The following is a 17,038-nucleotide window of genomic DNA, read 5'->3' on the forward strand; positions in this document are numbered from 1 at the left end:
CATCAGAGATGGTCGATTCCGCGTTGCCCGTCAAATGCCTCCTTGATCTTTTGTGCAAGCACAACGCCCAATGAGGCGCTTGACGGGCTTATCGCGAAAAAAACAGGCCGGAGCTAATGCTCCGACCCGCAAAAACTTCACTTTGTGCACGCATCTGACAGTCCTGTGCGTCTCTCTGGATTTTTGTATTTCCCCGTTAAGCCACAGCAGGCTTAACACCTGAAACTGCTTTTCTTGCATTTGGATCCGGTCTGAAAAGGAGGTAAAGATATCCCGCAAGCACAAGAACCGCTGCAACTGTAAATACGCTGAATGCAACCTGACCAACCATTAAACCGATAAGCTGGTAAACCATAAGACAGATAAGGTAAGCATTGATATTCTGGAAAGCGATGGCGAACCAGAACCACTTCCTGCTTCCGATTTCCTTAGCCATTGCAGAAATAGCTGCAAGACAAGGTGAATCAAAGATGTTGAAGATAAGGAATGATACTGCTGCCATGCTGGTTGGGAAGAACGCACGGAAAGCAACATTCATGGCCTCATCATACTCCTCAAGCTCTTCTCCGAGACTGGATACAACTGAAAGTGTGGTAACAAGACCTTCCTTGGCAACAAAGCCTGAAAGTGATGCTGCGACTGCCTGCCAGCTGCCGAATCCGATAGGAGCAAACATCCATGCAAAAACATTACCGATGGAAGCAAGGAAGGAATCCTCTACATTTTCTACCAGTGTAAATGCCCCCTCTACTATACCGAAAGCTCCAAGGAACCACATAACCGCACAGCAGAGGAACAGGATAGTTCCGGCCTTTTTAAGGAATGCCCATACTCTCTCCCAGACATGAAGGAAAACATTCTTTGCAGAAGGAATATGGTAAGCAGGAAGCTCCATTACAAACGGTGCAGGATCACCTGAAAACATGTTTGTCTTCTTCATGATGATACACATGATGATAACCATCGCAATACCGGCAAAGTAAATCGTCGGAGCGAACCACCATGCACCTCCCATAAGGTAACCTGCGATAACTGCAATTACAGGAAGCTTGGCTCCGCATGGAATAGAGGTGGTTGTTATCATGGTCATACGACGATCCTTTTCCTCCTCGATGGTACGAGTTGCCATGATACCAGGAACGCCGCAGCCTGATGAAATAAGGAATGGAATGAATGACTTACCGGAAAGACCGAATCTTCTGAAAAGTCTGTCCATAATGAATGCCACTCTGGCCATATATCCACAGTCTTCAAGGATTGTAAGGAAGAAGAATACTATAGCCATCTGAGGTGCAAACCCGAGAGGTGCGCCAAGTCCGCCGATAATACCGTCAACAACAAGGGAGATAACCCAGTCTGATGCTCCGGCGCTGGTAAGAAGATTCTCGAAGAACGGCTGAATCCATTCTCCCACAAATACATCATTGGTCCAGTCTGTCACTACAGTTCCAAGTGTTGTTACGGAAATATAGTAAACAAGGAACATTACAACCGCAAAAATCGGAAGAGCAAGAATCCGGTTGGTGACAATCTGGTCGATCCTATCAGAAGTGGAAAGCTCTCCGACCTTTCTCTTCTTAACCACAGCGCCGTCCACAAGCTTTTTGATGTAGTTGTATCTCTGATTTGTAATGATTGACTCAGCATCATCATCAAGTTCCTTCTCACAATCAGCGATATGTGCATCAATGTCCTTCTTTGTACTGTCGTTAAGCTTAAGCTGCTCAAGAGCCACAGAGTCACGTTCAAAAACCTTAACTGCGAACCAGCGAAGATTCTTTTCAGGAACCATTCCTTCAAGATGCTCCTCGATATGGGCGATGGCATGCTCTACAGAACCGTCAAATACTGCAGGAAGCTCATTCTTCTTTCCTGCCTTTGCAGCCTCGATGCAAAGCTCTGAAATCTTATCGATACCTTCACCTCTTAAAGCCGAGATTTCAACAATCCTGCATCCAAGCTCCTTTGAAAGCTTCTCGATGTCAAGCTTATCTCCGTTCTTACGGACAACATCCATCATGTTTACTGCAATGACCATGGGAAGCCCGATCTCAACGAGCTGGGTTGTGAGATAAAGGTTTCTTTCGATATTTGTACCGTCAATGATATTGAGAATCACATCCGGCTTATCATTTACGAGATAATTACGTGATACTACCTCTTCAAGTGTATAGGGAGAAAGGGAATAAATGCCCGGAAGATCCTGAATAACAACCTCACGGTTTCCTTTTAAACGTCCTTCCTTCTTTTCGACAGTAACACCCGGCCAGTTGCCGACATACTGGTTGCTGCCTGTCAGGGCATTGAACAGAGTGGTTTTACCACAGTTGGGGTTACCGGCCAATGCAACTTTAATTTCCATACTTTTGCCTCTCCTTCTTTAGTACCATCAAGCCATCTCAAGGATGTCTGCATCATCTTTACGTATAGAAAGCTCATAACCTCTAACAGTTATCTCTATAGGATCTCCGAGAGGAGCCACCTTACGTACGAAAATGTCTGTTCCCTTAGTGATTCCCATATCCATGATTCTTCGCTTAAGTGCGCCTTCTCCATGGATCTTAAGAACGGTTGAGGACTGACCAACAGCAATATCTCTTAGTGTCTTCATAAATTCATCTCCCTTTTATGATATATATTTAAGTTAGTCAAAGTTACCTTTTCTTAGTCATGTCTAACCCTATGTGCGTAAAAAATGGTTATCCAACATTCTTTAAGCTAAGCTTCAAACGTTAAATAACCCTGCAACACATAGTATATCCGTATCAATCAACCATGATCTTTGATGCCATCTGGCTGGTTATACCAAGTCTTGTTTCCTTGATGTTGACAATAACATTTCCATCTCCGGTATCTGATATAACCGAAACCACTTCTCCCGGAACAAAACCAAGATCTGCAAGATGCTGTCTCACGTCTTCCTTTCCGGTCACTCTGCTGATCATGTGTCTTTCACCTACACCGACCATAGACAATGGTAACATGTACTACCTCCGCTTATTAGATAGCTCTAACTTTTGTTAGAATAATTTAACTTTCGTTAGTTCTTACTAACATTATTCCTTAATAAATTAGCATCAGCTAACTTTAAAGTCAAGCTTTAAGCCATTAAAAGTTAGTCAAAACTATCATTAAAATTTATAAATTTTTTATAAATTTTTAACAACTGTCGGGCAGCACACAAAATATCACTAAACCCTGCTGTTTTATGTTATACTCATTTAAGTTTATTCATTGAAAGGTAGAAAATATGAAAGCTTACGAGACTCACGAATCCTCCGAGAACTATCTTGAAAGCATACTTATGCTTTCTATGGATCATCAGGTGGTTCGTTCCATCGATATCGCAAACATGTTGGGCTTTTCGAAGCCTTCAGTATCTGTAGCCATGAAAAGACTCCGGGAGGAAGGAATGATAGTTGTTGATTCAAACGGCTACATAACCCTGACCGAAGACGGTATGAAGGTTGCAAAGGGAACTTATGAGAAGCATGTTGTTATAACAAACGTGCTTATTGATCTCGGTGTAAGTGCTTATACCGCAGGACAGGATGCCTGCCGCATAGAGCATGTGCTGAGTCCGGAAACATTTTCACGCATCAAGGATTTTTATCTCAAATCCCACAACGGTGTATCTCCGGAGCTTGATGCCATAAGCGCATATGAGCAAAGAAAGCCCTGATTTTCCTGAAATCCAGGTCTTAACATGAAGCACATTGGTCTGTTTTCCCGTAACAGACTCACAACTTATAAAAAAAGCGTATCTGACAGCCAAAAGCTATTGCCTTTCAGCTCGTCAGATACGTTTTTTTATATTGATATAAATGTCATGATTATTTGTGCCTGCACAAAAGCGGGAGAAACCCTTATATCATCAGATGGTTTTCTTAGCTGTCAGAAGTCTCATTGAGTTAAGTATGCAGAGCACCGATACTCCCACATCTCCGAAAACCGCTGCCCACATATTGGCTATTCCCAAAGCTCCGAGAATTAGCACCCCTATCTTCACAATCAGTGCGAAGGCTATGTTCTCTTTTGCTATGCTCATGGTCTTGACCGCGATAGCTATGGTAGTGGGAATACGCCTTAAATCATCATCCATGATAACAACATCTGCCGCTTCTATAGCTGCGTCAGATCCTATGGATCCCATAGCGATACCAACGTCTGCCCTTGCCAGTACAGGTGCATCGTTTATTCCGTCTCCTATGAAAGCAAGTACCCCTTCACCGGCATTCTTTTTCCTCAGGTCCTCCAGCAGTTCCTCCACCCTGGAGACCTTATCCTGCGGAAGAAGCTCTGCACAGACTCTGTCAACATGAAGTTCCTTTCCCACTGCTTCTCCAACTTCTTTTCTGTCTCCGGTGAGCATCACTATATTCTTTACTCCGATCCTCTTCATTTCGGAAACAGCTTCTCCTGCTTCTTTCTTGATCTGATCTCTGATAAGTATGGCACCGAGATATCTGACAGTTTCATCTTCTTCTGCAGCAACATAGGATATGGTGGCTGCAGGGTCATTCACTTCGGAAAATACGACTCCATTATCTCTCATGAGTTTATCATTACCGATAAACACCCTCCTGTCCTCAACCTTACATATGATTCCCTGTCCGGAAACATTCTCGGTATCTGTAACAAGATTCGTATTTATCACATAATCCGGAACCTGAGAAGAAAGCTCATCCCTAATGGACTTTGCGATGGGATGACTGCTCATCCCTTCAGCCAGGGCTGCTAAACGAAGGATCTCCGTTCTGCTGATCCCTTCTTCGGTTATCACCTTGTAAACCTTGAAATTTCCTTCTGTAAGAGTACCGGTTTTATCCGAAACCACAGTATCCGGTTTTGAAAGTAATTCAAGATAATTTGATCCTTTAATGAGAACTCCGTTGGAGCTGGCCGCTCCGATTCCTCCGAAAAATGCAAGTGGTATGGAAATGACCAGCGCACATGGACAGGAAACAACCAGAAATGTACAGGCCCTGTAGAACCATGTTGCGGGATCACCTGTTATGATTGATGGGATCACCGCCAGGGCTATGGCCGCATATACAACTATAGGTGTATATACTCTTGCAAACCGGGTGATGAAATTCTCAGTCTTTGATTTCTTCTCAGAAGCATTTTCCACAAGCTCAAGAATCTTTGAAACTGTGGAATCCTCAAATACCTTCAAAGCCCTGACTCTCAAGAGTCCTTCTCCGTTTATGCATCCCGAGATAACCGTATCACCCGTTCTTACACTGCGGGGCACAGATTCTCCTGTAAGGGCTGCAGTATTAATAAGAGATTCTCCCGAAAGGACTTCACCGTCCACAGGTATCCTGTCTCCTGCCTTGATTACAAGTATATCTCCTATCTCCACTTCATCCGGATCCACTGTTTCCACAGTACCGTCTTCCCGTTCCACATTTGCTTCCTCAGGCACTATATCCATGAGGCCGGCAATGTTTTTTCGGGACTGTCCCACAGCATACTTCTGGAACCACTCTCCCACCTGGTAAAACACCATTACCGCAACAGCCTCTGAGCTCTCTCCTGTTGCAAATGCTCCCACAGTAGCGACAGTCATAAGCAAAGACTCATCCATAGGCTGCCTGTTCTTTATTCCCAGTATCGCTTTCTTCACCACCGGATAACCGCTGATAAAATACGGCACGAGATATATAAGAAAGCTGATCAGCTTATTATCGAACAACGCAGGACAAATCCCGGTCTTTTCTGCTGCAAGCAGAGCAAAAAAAATGACTACGCCCGTAAGTATCTTAAATAATTCCTTCTTCAGTTTTTTATCCATTTTATCCTCTATCCGGAGCACACCGGTGTTCCGGTTTCTTCCGATTCGAAGATTCTCATACTTCCACAGAAAAATCAGGCTCTATCTTCTTTCCTGTCTCTATGCAAAGCTTAAGTATCTCATCAAATTTTTCTTCATCAGCATCAAGTGTAAATTTCTGCATTACGAAATTCACCTTTGCGTCATTTACACCCTCTATTTTCTTTACTGCCTCTTCAACCTTTGCAGCACAATTAGCACAATCAATTTCACATTTGAACTTCTTTTTCATATCTATTCTCCTTTACTCTTCCACATGTTCCTTGCCCATTGCGATAATTACCTTTACATGATCATCCGCAAGGCTGTAATACATTGCTTTTCCGTCACGCCGTGACTTTATCAGCTTGCTTGTTTTAAGTATCTTAAGCTGATGTGATATAGCCGACTGGTTCATTTCCAGATCATCGCATATTTCAGTAACGTTTTTTTCTCCCTGAAAAAGATCATAAAGTATCTTTATTCTGGTGGAGTCTCCGAATACCTTAAACAGCTCCGCAAGATCACTGAGCTCATCCTCGGAAACGTTCTGAATAAGATGATCTATCTTTTTCTCATCATATTCTTCTGCCACTTTCCGCTCCCTTTCCGGCACCATTACCTGCCAAAATCCGAATCGATACCGCATTTATAATATGTTGTTACAACCGGATTATGAATGAATCATCATTCATATGAATATATTATCATATGTTATTCTGATGTCAATATAAAAATCCTGCAGAAAAAATCATAAAAAAAGACCTACCTCAGTATTTCGAGGTAAGTCTTCTTTATAATTTATTCATTTCCCTTTATGAGAATCATCCAAAATCTGTAAAACAGATCACTCAATAGTAAGAATGTCTGAAAAACCTGTTACATTAAATATCTCATCAATCTCTTCAGAAACATTTCTTATAACCATGCTTCCCTGCTTATTCATCTTTTTCTGGGCAGAAAGAAGTACTCTGAGTCCGGCACTGGATACATACTCCAAAGCTGCAAAATCAAATACCAGTTCCTTCACGCCCTCTATCTCAGCAGTGATAGTCTCCTCAAGCTGAGGTGCGGTAGTGGTGTCGAGACGTCCCTCTAAAGCGATATCAAGCTTTGCATCTTCTTTTGTTTTTGTTATGTTTAACATACTCTATTCTCTCCTTTATGATAATTATAATAATTACTCATCCTTATGACACAGTACCGTCATCTGTCGCAGACTATGGTCAGATCCACCTTGTCTCTTTTTATTCCTACTATAACATCCTTGGCAAGACTTGCAACTATGGACTTTTCCAGTTCGTCAGCAGCTTTCATCGTATCCTCTGATTCCGATGCATCCTCCAGGGAGTCTCGATAACTGCTGAGTGACCACATCATCGGCACTCCTGCTGTAGGCATCTCCCCCATGATTCCCATGCCAATGAAATCATAATAAGGCATAGGGGAACCATACTCCTGCTGCAGCTTCATACTTTCATCAAAGCTCAAAAGACCATCCTCTATGATATCACTTATTTTCCCCATGAAGCCCTTCGCATACTCATTTTTCTTACTCTTGGAAACCGAAATAAGTGCATCCTTCTTGCCTTTATCCATGATGGTTTCTACCTGAAGCTTTAGTCTGTACTCCTCGCCTTCCTTTTCTATCCAAAAAACCGCTTCATACTCTCTGGTCATGGATTTCACCATTCCGACAGTCTCTTCAGCCAAAAGTCTGAGATGTAAAGCCTTCTTTTTATCCAGATTCTGGCCCTTGATATATTCGTCCACTACATTAAGCGCTTCTGCAGACAACTCTTCATCACTGTTAATTTTCAATAATTCTGTCTTTTGCATGTCCCCTCTCCTTTCAAGCCTCCAGACGAACTGATGAATACGAGTATATTTTACAACACCAAAGCCCCTATATACCATTCGTTTTTAAGAAAAATTATAATTTTCTAAAAAATATTCCATCTATTCATGACACCATCGTATCTGAGACTTCCGTAAGAGCAGTCCTCACAGGTGGTTCCGTCCGGTCCGGGACTGTAGACTGCGTGTTCGTACTGGATACAATTGCGGGAAGGAACAGAAAAATTATAGCCTGATTCATTGAACATCTCCACTGCTCCTTCATCTCTTGAAAATTTATAGATGATTCCGGTACTCTCTGTGGAGGTGGTTCTTCCCGTTGTTCCGTATGCATCTATAACATAAGGTGTTCTTCCGTTGTTGATGATCTCTCCCGGTGTATAGTGGGACATTATGGAATCCCTCCAATACATGGTGGCAGCAAGCTGATTTCCGGAATCTGTTTCTACGGAATATAACCTTAGTCCGGTCATTACAGGTACTGTGAAATCGTAGAATGAATATGTCTCTTCGCCATCCGTATACCACCAGGTGGCACAATAATCATATCCACCGTCAAATTCCACCGGATTGTCAGCCTCGTCAGGTGCACTTGTAAGACCCGGTTCCGTTTCAAAATGAACGTACCTTATAGTCATGGCTACCATGTCTCTCGCACCGTCACCGTTGAAATCCGAATATATATAATCAATAATTTTATCTGAAGTCTGCTGATATATTGCTTCAGTAAGCTGCTGGGTTGTATACTCCTTTGCTTTATCCGGATAATCCTGTGGAGCCTTTTCTGCCTTGCTTCCCTTTTCAGAAGCATTGGCTCCGATACGAAGGGTTCTCTTTGCAGCCGTAATCTCCCTTATTCTTTCCCGATAGTCCTGAAGCATAGTCATGGAATAGCTCTTTTCATTATCGGAAAGCCATGATTCAGTCACTCTTGCAACCTCGGAATCATTCTTATCCTTTCCGTCTATCTTACGGAGTCCTATATCCTTGAGCTTTACAAACTTCCCCCCGGAATCAAATCCAAATATGCGATGTCTGCTTATACCGTAATGAGTCACCACATACTCTTCACCCGCATCCAGAGTTTCCGTTCCCACAGAATACACCATGGGATTTCCGTTTCCTCCCATGAGCTCATCCACATACATCCTGAGATCATCGTTTTTGTAACCGTAAACTCTGAAGTGATAATGTCTGTCTTTAAGATCATAGTAAGCCACAAGCATTTCATCCAGACCATCTCTGTTAAAATCTATGAGCTTCACAAGACCGACTCCCACCATGTCCTTATATTCATCTTTTTCTCCGGTACCCCGGGAGCTGACTATTCCTGTTTTTCCGTATTTTTTTTCAAGCCGCTTAAGCTCATCAAGATAAGCACCATAGGCCTTTCCGGTCATACTTATCACTTCACCGTTCTTGTCCACTTTCCGGCCATCGGGTGCAGTTGCGTCTTTGAGCAGTGCGCCATCCTCTCCGACATAATAAATATCGTCTATCCACTGATCAGTAAGGGGCTCATGGTCCTCATCAAGATAGAACCATTCATTTTCACGCTTTACCCATCCTGTATCCTTTTCCGGATCCTCCGCTTCAGTAGCCTTTGTTTCCTCATCTGTATCAAAGCTTTCGTAGGTATCGGGGTCCGGAACAGATTTCCTGATGATAACCTCCGTACCTATTCTTTGCAGCCACTCCGGCGCATATCCCCTCTCCACAACAAAAAAGCCCGCTGCGGCAATAAGCGCGGCAATCATCAGTGCATTACCTATACCGAAGCTTCTTTTTTTTGATTTTTGCCTATAACGAAATCCTGATGTTCTGTTATTTCTTCCGGTCTTATCCCCCTTCAGATTTCGATGCATCCAAGTCCCCTCCAGCTGTCTTTTCGGGATTCAGTACAGAGCAAAAACACCATTATGCGGATTTCCGCATAATGCGCTGTCCTTTATCCCGCATTTAATGATTTGATCATACAAAGTCAATATCGACCAGCCATGTCATTATCTTAAGTATAATTGTTTCCGGAACAAAAATCACCAGTGCAGACGATGAAGCTCTCCATATTTATTGAGCTTTCCGAAGCCGTTCTGCCTGTAGGCTTCATACAAAAGCACTGCTGCTGAATTACTCAGATTCAGTGAACGTATATCTCCCCACATCGGAATACGTATACAGGATTTCGGATGATCAACAAGTATCTCCTCAGGTATACCGGCAGATTCCTTTCCAAACATGATAAAATCATTGGGTCCGAGCTGAACTTCGCTGTATACATTCCGGGCCTTTGTAGTGGCGAACCAAAGCTTAGGAATCTCAACAGTATCTCTGTCCCAGACATTATTCCCCTCCCCGGATTCACTGTTTTCAACCGGGATATTCTCTCCGAAAAATTCATCCGCAAAATGTATCTCCTGATGCTTATTAAGGAAATCCTCATAATCCGTATACTCTGAAAGATCAAGCTTCGGCCAGTAATCCATTCCTGCACGCTTAACATACTTATCGCTTATCTCAAAGCCATAGGGACGTATAAGATGCAGCTTTGTGTCTGTTGCCACACAGGTCCTTCCTATGGCTCCTGTATTGAAGGGGATCTCCGGTTCATGTAAAACTATATTCAACATTTCTTCTTTCCTTTTCTCAAATTGTATAAATATACATGGGAAAAGCGAGGTCTCCTAGACCTCGCCATCCGAAATTTCATCATGAAGATCATCAATAAAACGACCGGAATCACTGTATCCCGGCAGATGACCTATGGACTGGTGCTTAACAGTTCTGTACTCATCATTGCTGTGCCAGTAAGGACAATGCCTCGTTCTTCCGCTGTACATGCGGGCTACATCATCCTCGTCAATGTCCGCATCACAGCACCATTCATCATACTCATCATCATATGTGTAATTTGAACACATCTCACATTCTGACATATTGCTCTTCTCTCTATCTCACATATTGGATTTAGTCTTCCGTCTCTTTCCTCCGGCGGCACCTGCTCTTGTGGCCTCGAGTATCTCCTCTTTACCGCAGGCCGGACAAAGATCATTAACAAAACAGCCCTCACAATCAGGTCTAGCAGACTTGCAATAGCTTCTTCCCAAAGAAATGATATGGGTATTCCATCGTATCCAGTACTGCTCCGGAACCGTCTCATTAAGCTGATACTCTGTCTCCTCAGGATCCTGTGAATCCGCAAGTCCCAGTCTGTTGGATACCCGCTTTACATGAGTATCCACAACGATGGCATTTTTATTATATATATGCCCGAGAATCAGGTTGCCGGTCTTTCTTCCGACACCCGGAAGTGAGGTAAGCTCTTCAATAGTATCGGGAACCACGCCTGAAAATCTCTGAAGAAGGTCTCCTGCACAGGCTTTTATGTTTTTCGCCTTATTGTGATAAAACCCTGTTGACTTGATGTCCTCTTCAAGCTCTGTGATATCCGCCTCAGCAAATGCCCCGAGATCCACGTATTTCTTAAACAGCTTCTCAGTGACCTTATTTACTCTCTCGTCAGTGCACTGCGCGCTTAGTATAGTCGCAAACAAAAGCTGCCATGCATTGCTGCTTTTCAAAAAAATCGGAGGTTCGCTGCCGTAACGGGAATCCAGCCTTTCCATTATCCTGTCCACTCTGTGAGTCCTGTCCGCCTTGCTTTCATTCTTTACAAACATAATTCAATATTTCTGCCTGTTGGCTTGTACTGATAATATCTCACTCCCGCCGCATCCAACATTCTCTTGCTTGCCTTTGTGGAGGCGTCGTCGGCATATTTATCGGAATAGTAAATCAGTGTGGTTATACCTGCCTGAATCAGCGCCTTTGCACATTCATTGCACGGAAACAGTGTAACATACAGCTTCGTTCCCTCCAGGGATCCGCCACGGTAGTTCAGAATGGCATTGAGCTCCGCATGGGTAGCATAGAAATACTTTGCATTGTACGGATCATCCTTGGCATGCATCTTCGTCCAGGGGAAATCATCATCTGAACAACCCTTTGGAAAACCGTTGTATCCCATGGACAGTATCTTGTTATCGGAACTTACGATACATGCCCCCACCTGTGTGTTGGGATCCTTTGACCGACGGGCGGACATCTCCGCAACTCCCATGAAATATTCGTCCCAGGTAATATAATCTCTTCTCTTTCCGCTGTCTTCCATTATTAATCTCCTTCAGCCCTGTTTTTTCACGCCTCAGTCCCGGGAAACCGGGTGCCCGGGCATATTTCATTTTTCATCCGCAAGAAGCTCTGTCATTCCGGCAGCCTTTCTCATACGATTCATAAGAGCGAATCCCACACCTCTGTCACTGTAACTTTCGGCATAAATTCTCTCAACCTTATCATCATCGAATTCACGGAGCACTCTGAAAAGCTCATGTGTCATGGATAAAGGTTCACTGCGGTGACCGATGATCTTTATATCGGAAGCCTTACCCTGAGCTCTCTCATACAGCGCCTTTGTTTCATCGCAGCATATGATTCCTGCCCTGAGGCCCTCTGCCTCATCCCTCTCCACAAGCTCATTGATATAATCCGAAACCTGTCTGTCAGCCTGAAGTCGCTCTTCTTCACTGACATCATAGTCTTTCTCTTTAAGAAGCCTTGTGGTCACAAGTGCCATTTTGGCATTTGGGGCATAATGACGATACTTCATTCCCGGAGCCTTGGGGCGTATACCTTCGTTTACACCCCCTGCAACTATGGCAGGATCTATCTCAACCTTTTTTCCCAGAGTATCGCTGAGCTCCTCAAGGGTTATTGCCCCCGGTCTCAGAAGGGTAGGTACTTCTCCGGACATATCTATGATTGTTGACTCAACACCTATACCCACAGGTCCGTCATCAAGTATCATATCTATCCTTCCATTAAGATCATGCAGAACATGAGTAGCCTCTGTGGGGCTTGGTTTTCCGGAAGTATTGGCACTTGGTCCCGCTATGGGAAGTCCCGATGCCTTTATGAAGGAAAGGGTTACCCTGTTCTCGGGACAACGTATGGCAACGGTTTCAAGCCCACCCGTAGTCTCATAGGGCACTATCTCCGATTTAGGTAAAATGATGGTCAGTGGTCCCGGCCAAAAAGTCTCCATAAGCTTTTTTGCAGACTCGGGAAAAGCGGAAACCAGGGGATACACCTCGGAAACAGATGCTACATGTACTATCAAAGGATTATCGGAAGGTCTTCCCTTCGCCGCGTATATTTTTCTGCTGGCCTCCGGATCCAAAGCATTTCCGCCAAGACCATATACAGTCTCTGTAGGGAAAGCCACCAGACCGCCGTTCTTAATTATCTCCGCGGCAGCTTCTACGCCTTCCATACCTTTTACTATTGTTTCCATTTACAAAATACCTCTATCTAAATTTCATTGCATATATAACGCCCAAAGTCTATACAGGAACGCCCTCGTATTTCCCTCCGGCGTTCCTGCAGGCTTTTGCCTATTAACCTGATACATTATTCATATCAAGCACTGACCATAGTCCTTCAGGCTCCTGCCCCAGCTTCCAGGCGGCAACTCCGCCACAGCCGTTTTCATTGATGACATCAAGCTTCAGCTTCAATGACTTTTCGTCTTCCATCCATATTCTCTTCAGCTTGTCTCCGTCCTGTATCTCTCCGTAATTCTGACCCACTTCGCTGTTCCAGCTGAGCTGGACTCCGTTTTCCTCAACCCATTTAAGGGCAGCTTTGATTCCCATTGCATCCGATGTGGTTTTGTTCTCCCCATCAGTAACCCAGACTCTGGTGTAGAAAGGAACCGCAATGATCACTCTGTCAAGATCCATCATCTTTCCGGTCTCGGAAACAGCGTGATTGAGATAGCCTATGGAAGAAACACTTCCTGCCTCACTTCCGGCATAGTGTTCGTCATAGCACATGATGATAACATAATCTATATTTTCGCCGAGCTGCTCTATATCATAATATCTGTTGTATGAATACGGAACATAGCAGTCCACAGACAGAATGATTCCTGCCTGACGGCATGCAACAGCAAGTTCCTTCATGAACTGAACGTAGTCTCTTCCCAGTCTCTCCGGAATAAGCTCAAAGTCGATATTGAGACCGTCAATTCCTCCCGCAACTGCGGTAGCCACAAGGTTTTCGATAAGCTTTCCACGAAGAGCAGTGCTTGTAAGGAAAACCGACTCATCTATGTCACCGCCATCGAAATTATTTACTGTAGCCCATACCTGATAGCCCTTTGCATGAGCCTTATCCACATAGTCCCGGGTCCAGTAGCAGGTAAAGCTTCCGTCATCCCCCGTCAGCACAAACCATGTAGGAGCTACAACATTCATGCCCGAAGCCTTCCCGGTGAGGTCTTCAAGATAAGCATTGGCTTCTGTCAATGTTACCTGATGGAATCCGAGAACCACCTTACTGCCATCTGTTCTTGTGATATGCGAATATTCCGGGGCACTGAATGTACTTTCCGGCGTCACATCGTAAAGTGCACTTAGATGTGAATTTCTGAGCCAGCCTACATAGCCATCCTCTGTGACAACCCTGCTCCACTTTTCCAGTGTCTCAAGAACCTTTACCTTTTCACCCGCTTCAAGATTTGTAAGAACCTTTGACTTAACTCCGCCAAGAAGTCTTACTGATTCTTTTCTCTTTACATCGGCCTGCTTATAAGTACTCCGGTCACTGGAAATAAACACTCTTTTTGTTTCATCCGAAAGAAATCCGGAATAACTTATATCCGTATACTCCGCCACAAGCTTGATATTGAGATAAAGATTGTCTGTGGAATCACCCATTCGGATAAATGCTGTGGATCCGTCTTTCAGAGTATCTCCAAGACCGTATTTAACAGTCTCGGCAGGAAGTGTGTACAGGATGGAATTGATATCCTTAGCCCAGTAATATCTTCTGTTCAGCTCAGACATCACCCATTCAAAAGGAACAAACAATCCTCCGTTTATACACTTCGCCTTTATGGCTGTACCGTCTTCATTCAAAGCCTGAGCATCATTGAGAAAAATGGCAACGTCATCACCGCTGACACCAAAGTACTCGATCTTATCTGCAGGTTCTCTGGACGGGGCAAACTTTTTATCATAAAAATAAAGCCCTGTCACCGAAATCGTAAGTAACAATATGATGATCGCTATAACCGGAATCAGCTTTCCGCTGCCTCCAGATGAATCCTTTCGGGATTGCTGTCTTCTTCTCAAACTCTTTAATTCTCTAGCCACTATATCATCTCCTTGATGATCACATCACTTCTTTATTCAATTCCTCAAGCTTTGCAGCCTGATCAGCAGAAATGATAGGATCCAGAAGCTCATCCAGATCTCCGTTCAATATCTTATCAATAGAATAAAGTGTAAGTCCGATACGATGATCTGTAACTCTTCCCTGAGGGAAGTTATAGGTTCTTATCTTCTCTGAACGGTCTCCGGTACCCACCTGTGAACGCTTGGCTTCAGCAGCCTCATTCTGCTTCTTATTATACTCTAACTCATATAATCTTGCCCGGAGCAGACGCATAGCTTTCTCTCTGTTCTGAACCTGTGAACGTTCCTCCTGACACTCCGCAACCATTCCGGTAGGCTCATGAATAAGACGTACTGCTGATGATGTCTTGTTAATGTGCTGTCCGCCTGCACCTGATGATCTGAATACTTCCATCCTTACATCGGCAGGATTGATCTCCACATCAACATCCTCAGCTTCAGGCATCACCGCAACTGTAGCAGTTGATGTGTGTATACGTCCTCCTGACTCTGTTACAGGAACACGCTGAACTCTGTGAACTCCGGCCTCATACTTAAGCCTTGAATATGCTCCCTTACCGGTAACGATAAATACCACTTCCTTCATTCCGCCTATTCCGGTTTCATTGGCAGAAACAAGCTCGGTACGGTAACCTCTTCGTTCCGCGTAGTTTATATACATACGATAAAGCTCATAGGCAAAAAGTGCAGCCTCATCCCCACCGGCTCCGCCTCTTATTTCGATGATAATGTTTTTGTCATCATTCTCATCCTTGGGAAGCAGCAGTATCTGAAGCTCCTTAATAAGCTCCGGCTGATCAGCCTTTGCCTGCTGAAGCTCCTCCTTTGCCATCTCCACCAGATCCGGATCCTTCTCGGAAGCCAGGATTTCAAGAGAATCCTTCTCAGCCTGCACAGCATCCCTGTACTTTTTATAGGTGCTTATCAAAGGCTCAAGATCACTGCTCTCACGCATCATCTTAAGATACTTTTCTGTATCATTCACTATATCAGGCTCAGTCATAAAGCGCTGAATTTCCTCATAATGTCTTGATATGGATTCAAGACGGTCAAACATGTCCATTTTTACCTCCATGGTCCCTGCAGGAACCGAATTCACCTATGACCACTCTGTCATTATCTCCAAAATCTTTAATTACCATAACGTCCTTAAATCCGGCTTCTTTCAAAAGTCCGGAAACGGCTTCTCCCTGGTCGTATCCTATCTCGAATAATACATATCCTCCGGACTTTAGATACTTTGGGCACTCTGATGCAAGAATACGATAGAACTTAAGTCCGTCCTCAGTTCCGTCCAATGCGATCCTTGGCTCAAAATCTCTAACCTCCGGCTCGAGAGTATCTACTATCGCTGACGGAATATACGGCGGATTAGAAACTATCACATCGTATTTACCCGTAATTTCAGAAAACATGTCCGAATGTATCATACGGACTCTGTCTCTTTCCCCGTCCTCAAGGATATTGTCTCTGTTATATGTTGCGATTTTTAGAGCTCTTTCTGAGATATCCACAGCTGTGACACTCCGGAAATGACCGAATTTGGCCAGTGTCACGGCTATACAGCCTGACCCTGTACACATGTCAAGGAGCCTGGCGTTGTCATCATCCACAATCTGACTTCCGGATGTCAACTTATCCACCTTCTCTTTCATATTGCGGTATCTTTCCGGAATGTTGTCATACATAAGATTTCCCAGAACTCCGTCAATAAGAGTCTCGGTGTCAGATCTCGGACAAAGAACATCCTGAGTCACCTTAAAATCCAACCCGTAAAATCCTACAGTACCAAGGATCTGCTGCAAAGGTTCTCTTTTCTCACGTCTTTCTATATTTTTCCGAAATGTCCAAAGGGCCTCTTCCAATGCTTCCTTATCCTTCAGTACCTTAGGTATAAGCTCTTCCGGATTGCTTTCCTCATACATAAGAAATTTAGCCGGATCCAGTAAAAAGGCTGACATAAGAAGAGCCCGCGCATCATAACGCGGGTCCGGGACATTTGCATTTTTCAGTTTTTCCGCAGCTTCCCCAAGGAGACTGCGGAAGGTAATGATCTGCATATTTGTTTTTCTCCCGCTGATTTTTGAAGTATGATCCTCTTTTGAAATTT

General features: G+C 44.0%; 18 protein-coding genes. 1 reads left to right on the forward strand and 17 read right to left on the reverse strand.

What is annotated here, in order from left to right; all coding sequences use genetic code 11:
- Positions 1–196: 196 nt before the first annotated feature.
- The 3 genes from feoB to T515_RS13220 form a co-directional block, all read right to left on the reverse strand.
- Positions 197–2,362 carry a ferrous iron transport protein B gene (gene feoB, locus T515_RS13210; RefSeq protein ID WP_036612108.1) on the reverse strand — a complete coding sequence of 722 codons (2,166 nt, stop codon included), beginning with the start codon at positions 2,360–2,362 and terminating at the stop codon, positions 197–199.
- A gap of 27 nt (positions 2,363–2,389) precedes the next feature.
- Positions 2,390–2,611 carry a FeoA family protein gene (locus T515_RS13215; RefSeq protein ID WP_036612111.1) on the reverse strand — a complete coding sequence of 74 codons (222 nt, stop codon included), beginning with the start codon at positions 2,609–2,611 and terminating at the stop codon, positions 2,390–2,392.
- A gap of 154 nt (positions 2,612–2,765) precedes the next feature.
- Entirely contained in the window at positions 2,766–2,984 is a 219-nt protein-coding gene (locus tag T515_RS13220; protein WP_036612112.1) for a FeoA family protein, read from the reverse strand.
- Between the two features lie 266 nt (positions 2,985–3,250).
- On the opposite strand from T515_RS13220, the gene T515_RS13225 reads away from it, so the two are divergent.
- A complete protein-coding gene (locus tag T515_RS13225; protein ID WP_051671735.1) occupies positions 3,251–3,682 on the forward strand; it encodes a metal-dependent transcriptional regulator in 432 nt (143 codons plus the stop codon).
- A 192-nt stretch (positions 3,683–3,874) separates the two neighbouring features.
- Here T515_RS13225 and T515_RS13230 read toward each other — a convergent pair whose 3' ends face one another.
- The 14 genes from T515_RS13230 to prmC form a co-directional block, all read right to left on the reverse strand.
- Entirely contained in the window at positions 3,875–5,800 is a 1,926-nt protein-coding gene (locus T515_RS13230) for a heavy metal translocating P-type ATPase (protein WP_036612113.1), read from the reverse strand.
- A 55-nt stretch (positions 5,801–5,855) separates the two neighbouring features.
- On the reverse strand, positions 5,856–6,071 hold the full coding sequence (locus tag T515_RS13235) for a cation transporter (RefSeq protein WP_036612114.1): 216 nt from the start codon (positions 6,069–6,071) through the stop codon (positions 5,856–5,858).
- Between the two features lie 12 nt (positions 6,072–6,083).
- Positions 6,084–6,413, reverse strand: a complete 330-nt coding sequence (locus T515_RS13240; protein WP_242839384.1) for an ArsR/SmtB family transcription factor — start codon at positions 6,411–6,413, stop codon at positions 6,084–6,086.
- Positions 6,414–6,665: 252 nt separating this feature from the next.
- Positions 6,666–6,965, reverse strand: a complete 300-nt coding sequence (locus tag T515_RS13245) for an STAS domain-containing protein (RefSeq protein WP_036612116.1) — start codon at positions 6,963–6,965, stop codon at positions 6,666–6,668.
- A 59-nt stretch (positions 6,966–7,024) separates the two neighbouring features.
- Positions 7,025–7,657, reverse strand: a complete 633-nt coding sequence (locus T515_RS13250; protein ID WP_036612118.1) for a hypothetical protein — start codon at positions 7,655–7,657, stop codon at positions 7,025–7,027.
- A 104-nt stretch (positions 7,658–7,761) separates the two neighbouring features.
- Positions 7,762–9,540: a hypothetical protein gene (locus T515_RS13255; RefSeq protein WP_036612120.1), complete on the reverse strand. Its 1,779-nt coding sequence runs from the start codon at positions 9,538–9,540 to the stop codon at positions 7,762–7,764.
- A 171-nt stretch (positions 9,541–9,711) separates the two neighbouring features.
- Positions 9,712–10,302: a tRNA (cytidine(34)-2'-O)-methyltransferase gene (locus tag T515_RS13260; protein WP_036612122.1), complete on the reverse strand. Its 591-nt coding sequence runs from the start codon at positions 10,300–10,302 to the stop codon at positions 9,712–9,714.
- Positions 10,303–10,356: 54 nt separating this feature from the next.
- Positions 10,357–10,608: a DUF6472 family protein gene (locus T515_RS13265; RefSeq protein WP_036612126.1), complete on the reverse strand. Its 252-nt coding sequence runs from the start codon at positions 10,606–10,608 to the stop codon at positions 10,357–10,359.
- Positions 10,609–10,626: 18 nt separating this feature from the next.
- Positions 10,627–11,352: an endonuclease III gene (gene nth / locus T515_RS13270; protein ID WP_036612129.1), complete on the reverse strand. Its 726-nt coding sequence runs from the start codon at positions 11,350–11,352 to the stop codon at positions 10,627–10,629.
- Positions 11,343–11,843, reverse strand: coding sequence for a deoxycytidylate deaminase (locus tag T515_RS13275; RefSeq protein ID WP_036612132.1), 501 nt, complete (start codon positions 11,841–11,843; stop codon positions 11,343–11,345). Before T515_RS13275 ends, nth begins: the two co-directional genes overlap by 10 nt.
- Before the next feature lie 66 nt (positions 11,844–11,909).
- Positions 11,910–13,022, reverse strand: coding sequence for an L-threonylcarbamoyladenylate synthase (locus T515_RS13280; protein WP_036612134.1), 1,113 nt, complete (start codon positions 13,020–13,022; stop codon positions 11,910–11,912).
- Positions 13,023–13,125: 103 nt separating this feature from the next.
- Entirely contained in the window at positions 13,126–14,886 is a 1,761-nt protein-coding gene (locus T515_RS13285; protein ID WP_051671736.1) for a glycosyl hydrolase family 18 protein, read from the reverse strand.
- A gap of 19 nt (positions 14,887–14,905) precedes the next feature.
- Positions 14,906–15,985 (reverse strand): peptide chain release factor 1, encoded by a 1,080-nt coding sequence (gene prfA / locus T515_RS13290; protein WP_036612158.1) that lies wholly within the window; start codon positions 15,983–15,985, stop codon positions 14,906–14,908.
- Entirely contained in the window at positions 15,978–16,988 is a 1,011-nt protein-coding gene (prmC, locus tag T515_RS13295; RefSeq protein WP_051671737.1) for a peptide chain release factor N(5)-glutamine methyltransferase, read from the reverse strand. The genes prfA and prmC overlap by 8 nt, the downstream gene beginning before the upstream one ends.
- Between the last annotated feature and the right edge of the window lie 50 nt (positions 16,989–17,038).

This window comes from Oribacterium sp. P6A1 (assembly GCF_000702885.1).
Taxonomy (GTDB): Bacteria; Bacillota; Clostridia; order Lachnospirales; family Lachnospiraceae; genus Oribacterium.

Bases quoted from the DNA above. Each gene is read 5' to 3' on its own strand.
- nth (WP_036612129.1), bottom strand. From the start codon at position 11,352: ATGTTTGTAAAGAATGAAAGCAAGGCGGACAGGACTCACAGAGTGGAC.
- T515_RS13220 (WP_036612112.1), bottom strand. From the start codon at position 2,984: ATGTTACCATTGTCTATGGTCGGTGTAGGTGAAAGACACATGATCAGC.
- T515_RS13275 (WP_036612132.1), bottom strand. From the start codon at position 11,843: ATGGAAGACAGCGGAAAGAGAAGAGATTATATTACCTGGGACGAATAT.
- T515_RS13255 (WP_036612120.1), bottom strand. From the start codon at position 9,540: ATGCATCGAAATCTGAAGGGGGATAAGACCGGAAGAAATAACAGAACA.
- T515_RS13235 (WP_036612114.1), bottom strand. From the start codon at position 6,071: ATGAAAAAGAAGTTCAAATGTGAAATTGATTGTGCTAATTGTGCTGCA.
- T515_RS13215 (WP_036612111.1), bottom strand. From the start codon at position 2,611: ATGAAGACACTAAGAGATATTGCTGTTGGTCAGTCCTCAACCGTTCTT.
- prfA (WP_036612158.1), bottom strand. From the start codon at position 15,985: ATGTTTGACCGTCTTGAATCCATATCAAGACATTATGAGGAAATTCAG.
- prmC (WP_051671737.1), bottom strand. From the start codon at position 16,988: ATGCAGATCATTACCTTCCGCAGTCTCCTTGGGGAAGCTGCGGAAAAA.
- T515_RS13280 (WP_036612134.1), bottom strand. From the start codon at position 13,022: ATGGAAACAATAGTAAAAGGTATGGAAGGCGTAGAAGCTGCCGCGGAG.
- T515_RS13265 (WP_036612126.1), bottom strand. From the start codon at position 10,608: ATGTCAGAATGTGAGATGTGTTCAAATTACACATATGATGATGAGTAT.
- T515_RS13230 (WP_036612113.1), bottom strand. From the start codon at position 5,800: ATGGATAAAAAACTGAAGAAGGAATTATTTAAGATACTTACGGGCGTA.
- T515_RS13225 (WP_051671735.1), top strand. From the start codon at position 3,251: ATGAAAGCTTACGAGACTCACGAATCCTCCGAGAACTATCTTGAAAGC.
- feoB (WP_036612108.1), bottom strand. From the start codon at position 2,362: ATGGAAATTAAAGTTGCATTGGCCGGTAACCCCAACTGTGGTAAAACC.
- T515_RS13260 (WP_036612122.1), bottom strand. From the start codon at position 10,302: ATGTTGAATATAGTTTTACATGAACCGGAGATCCCCTTCAATACAGGA.
- T515_RS13250 (WP_036612118.1), bottom strand. From the start codon at position 7,657: ATGCAAAAGACAGAATTATTGAAAATTAACAGTGATGAAGAGTTGTCT.
- T515_RS13245 (WP_036612116.1), bottom strand. From the start codon at position 6,965: ATGTTAAACATAACAAAAACAAAAGAAGATGCAAAGCTTGATATCGCT.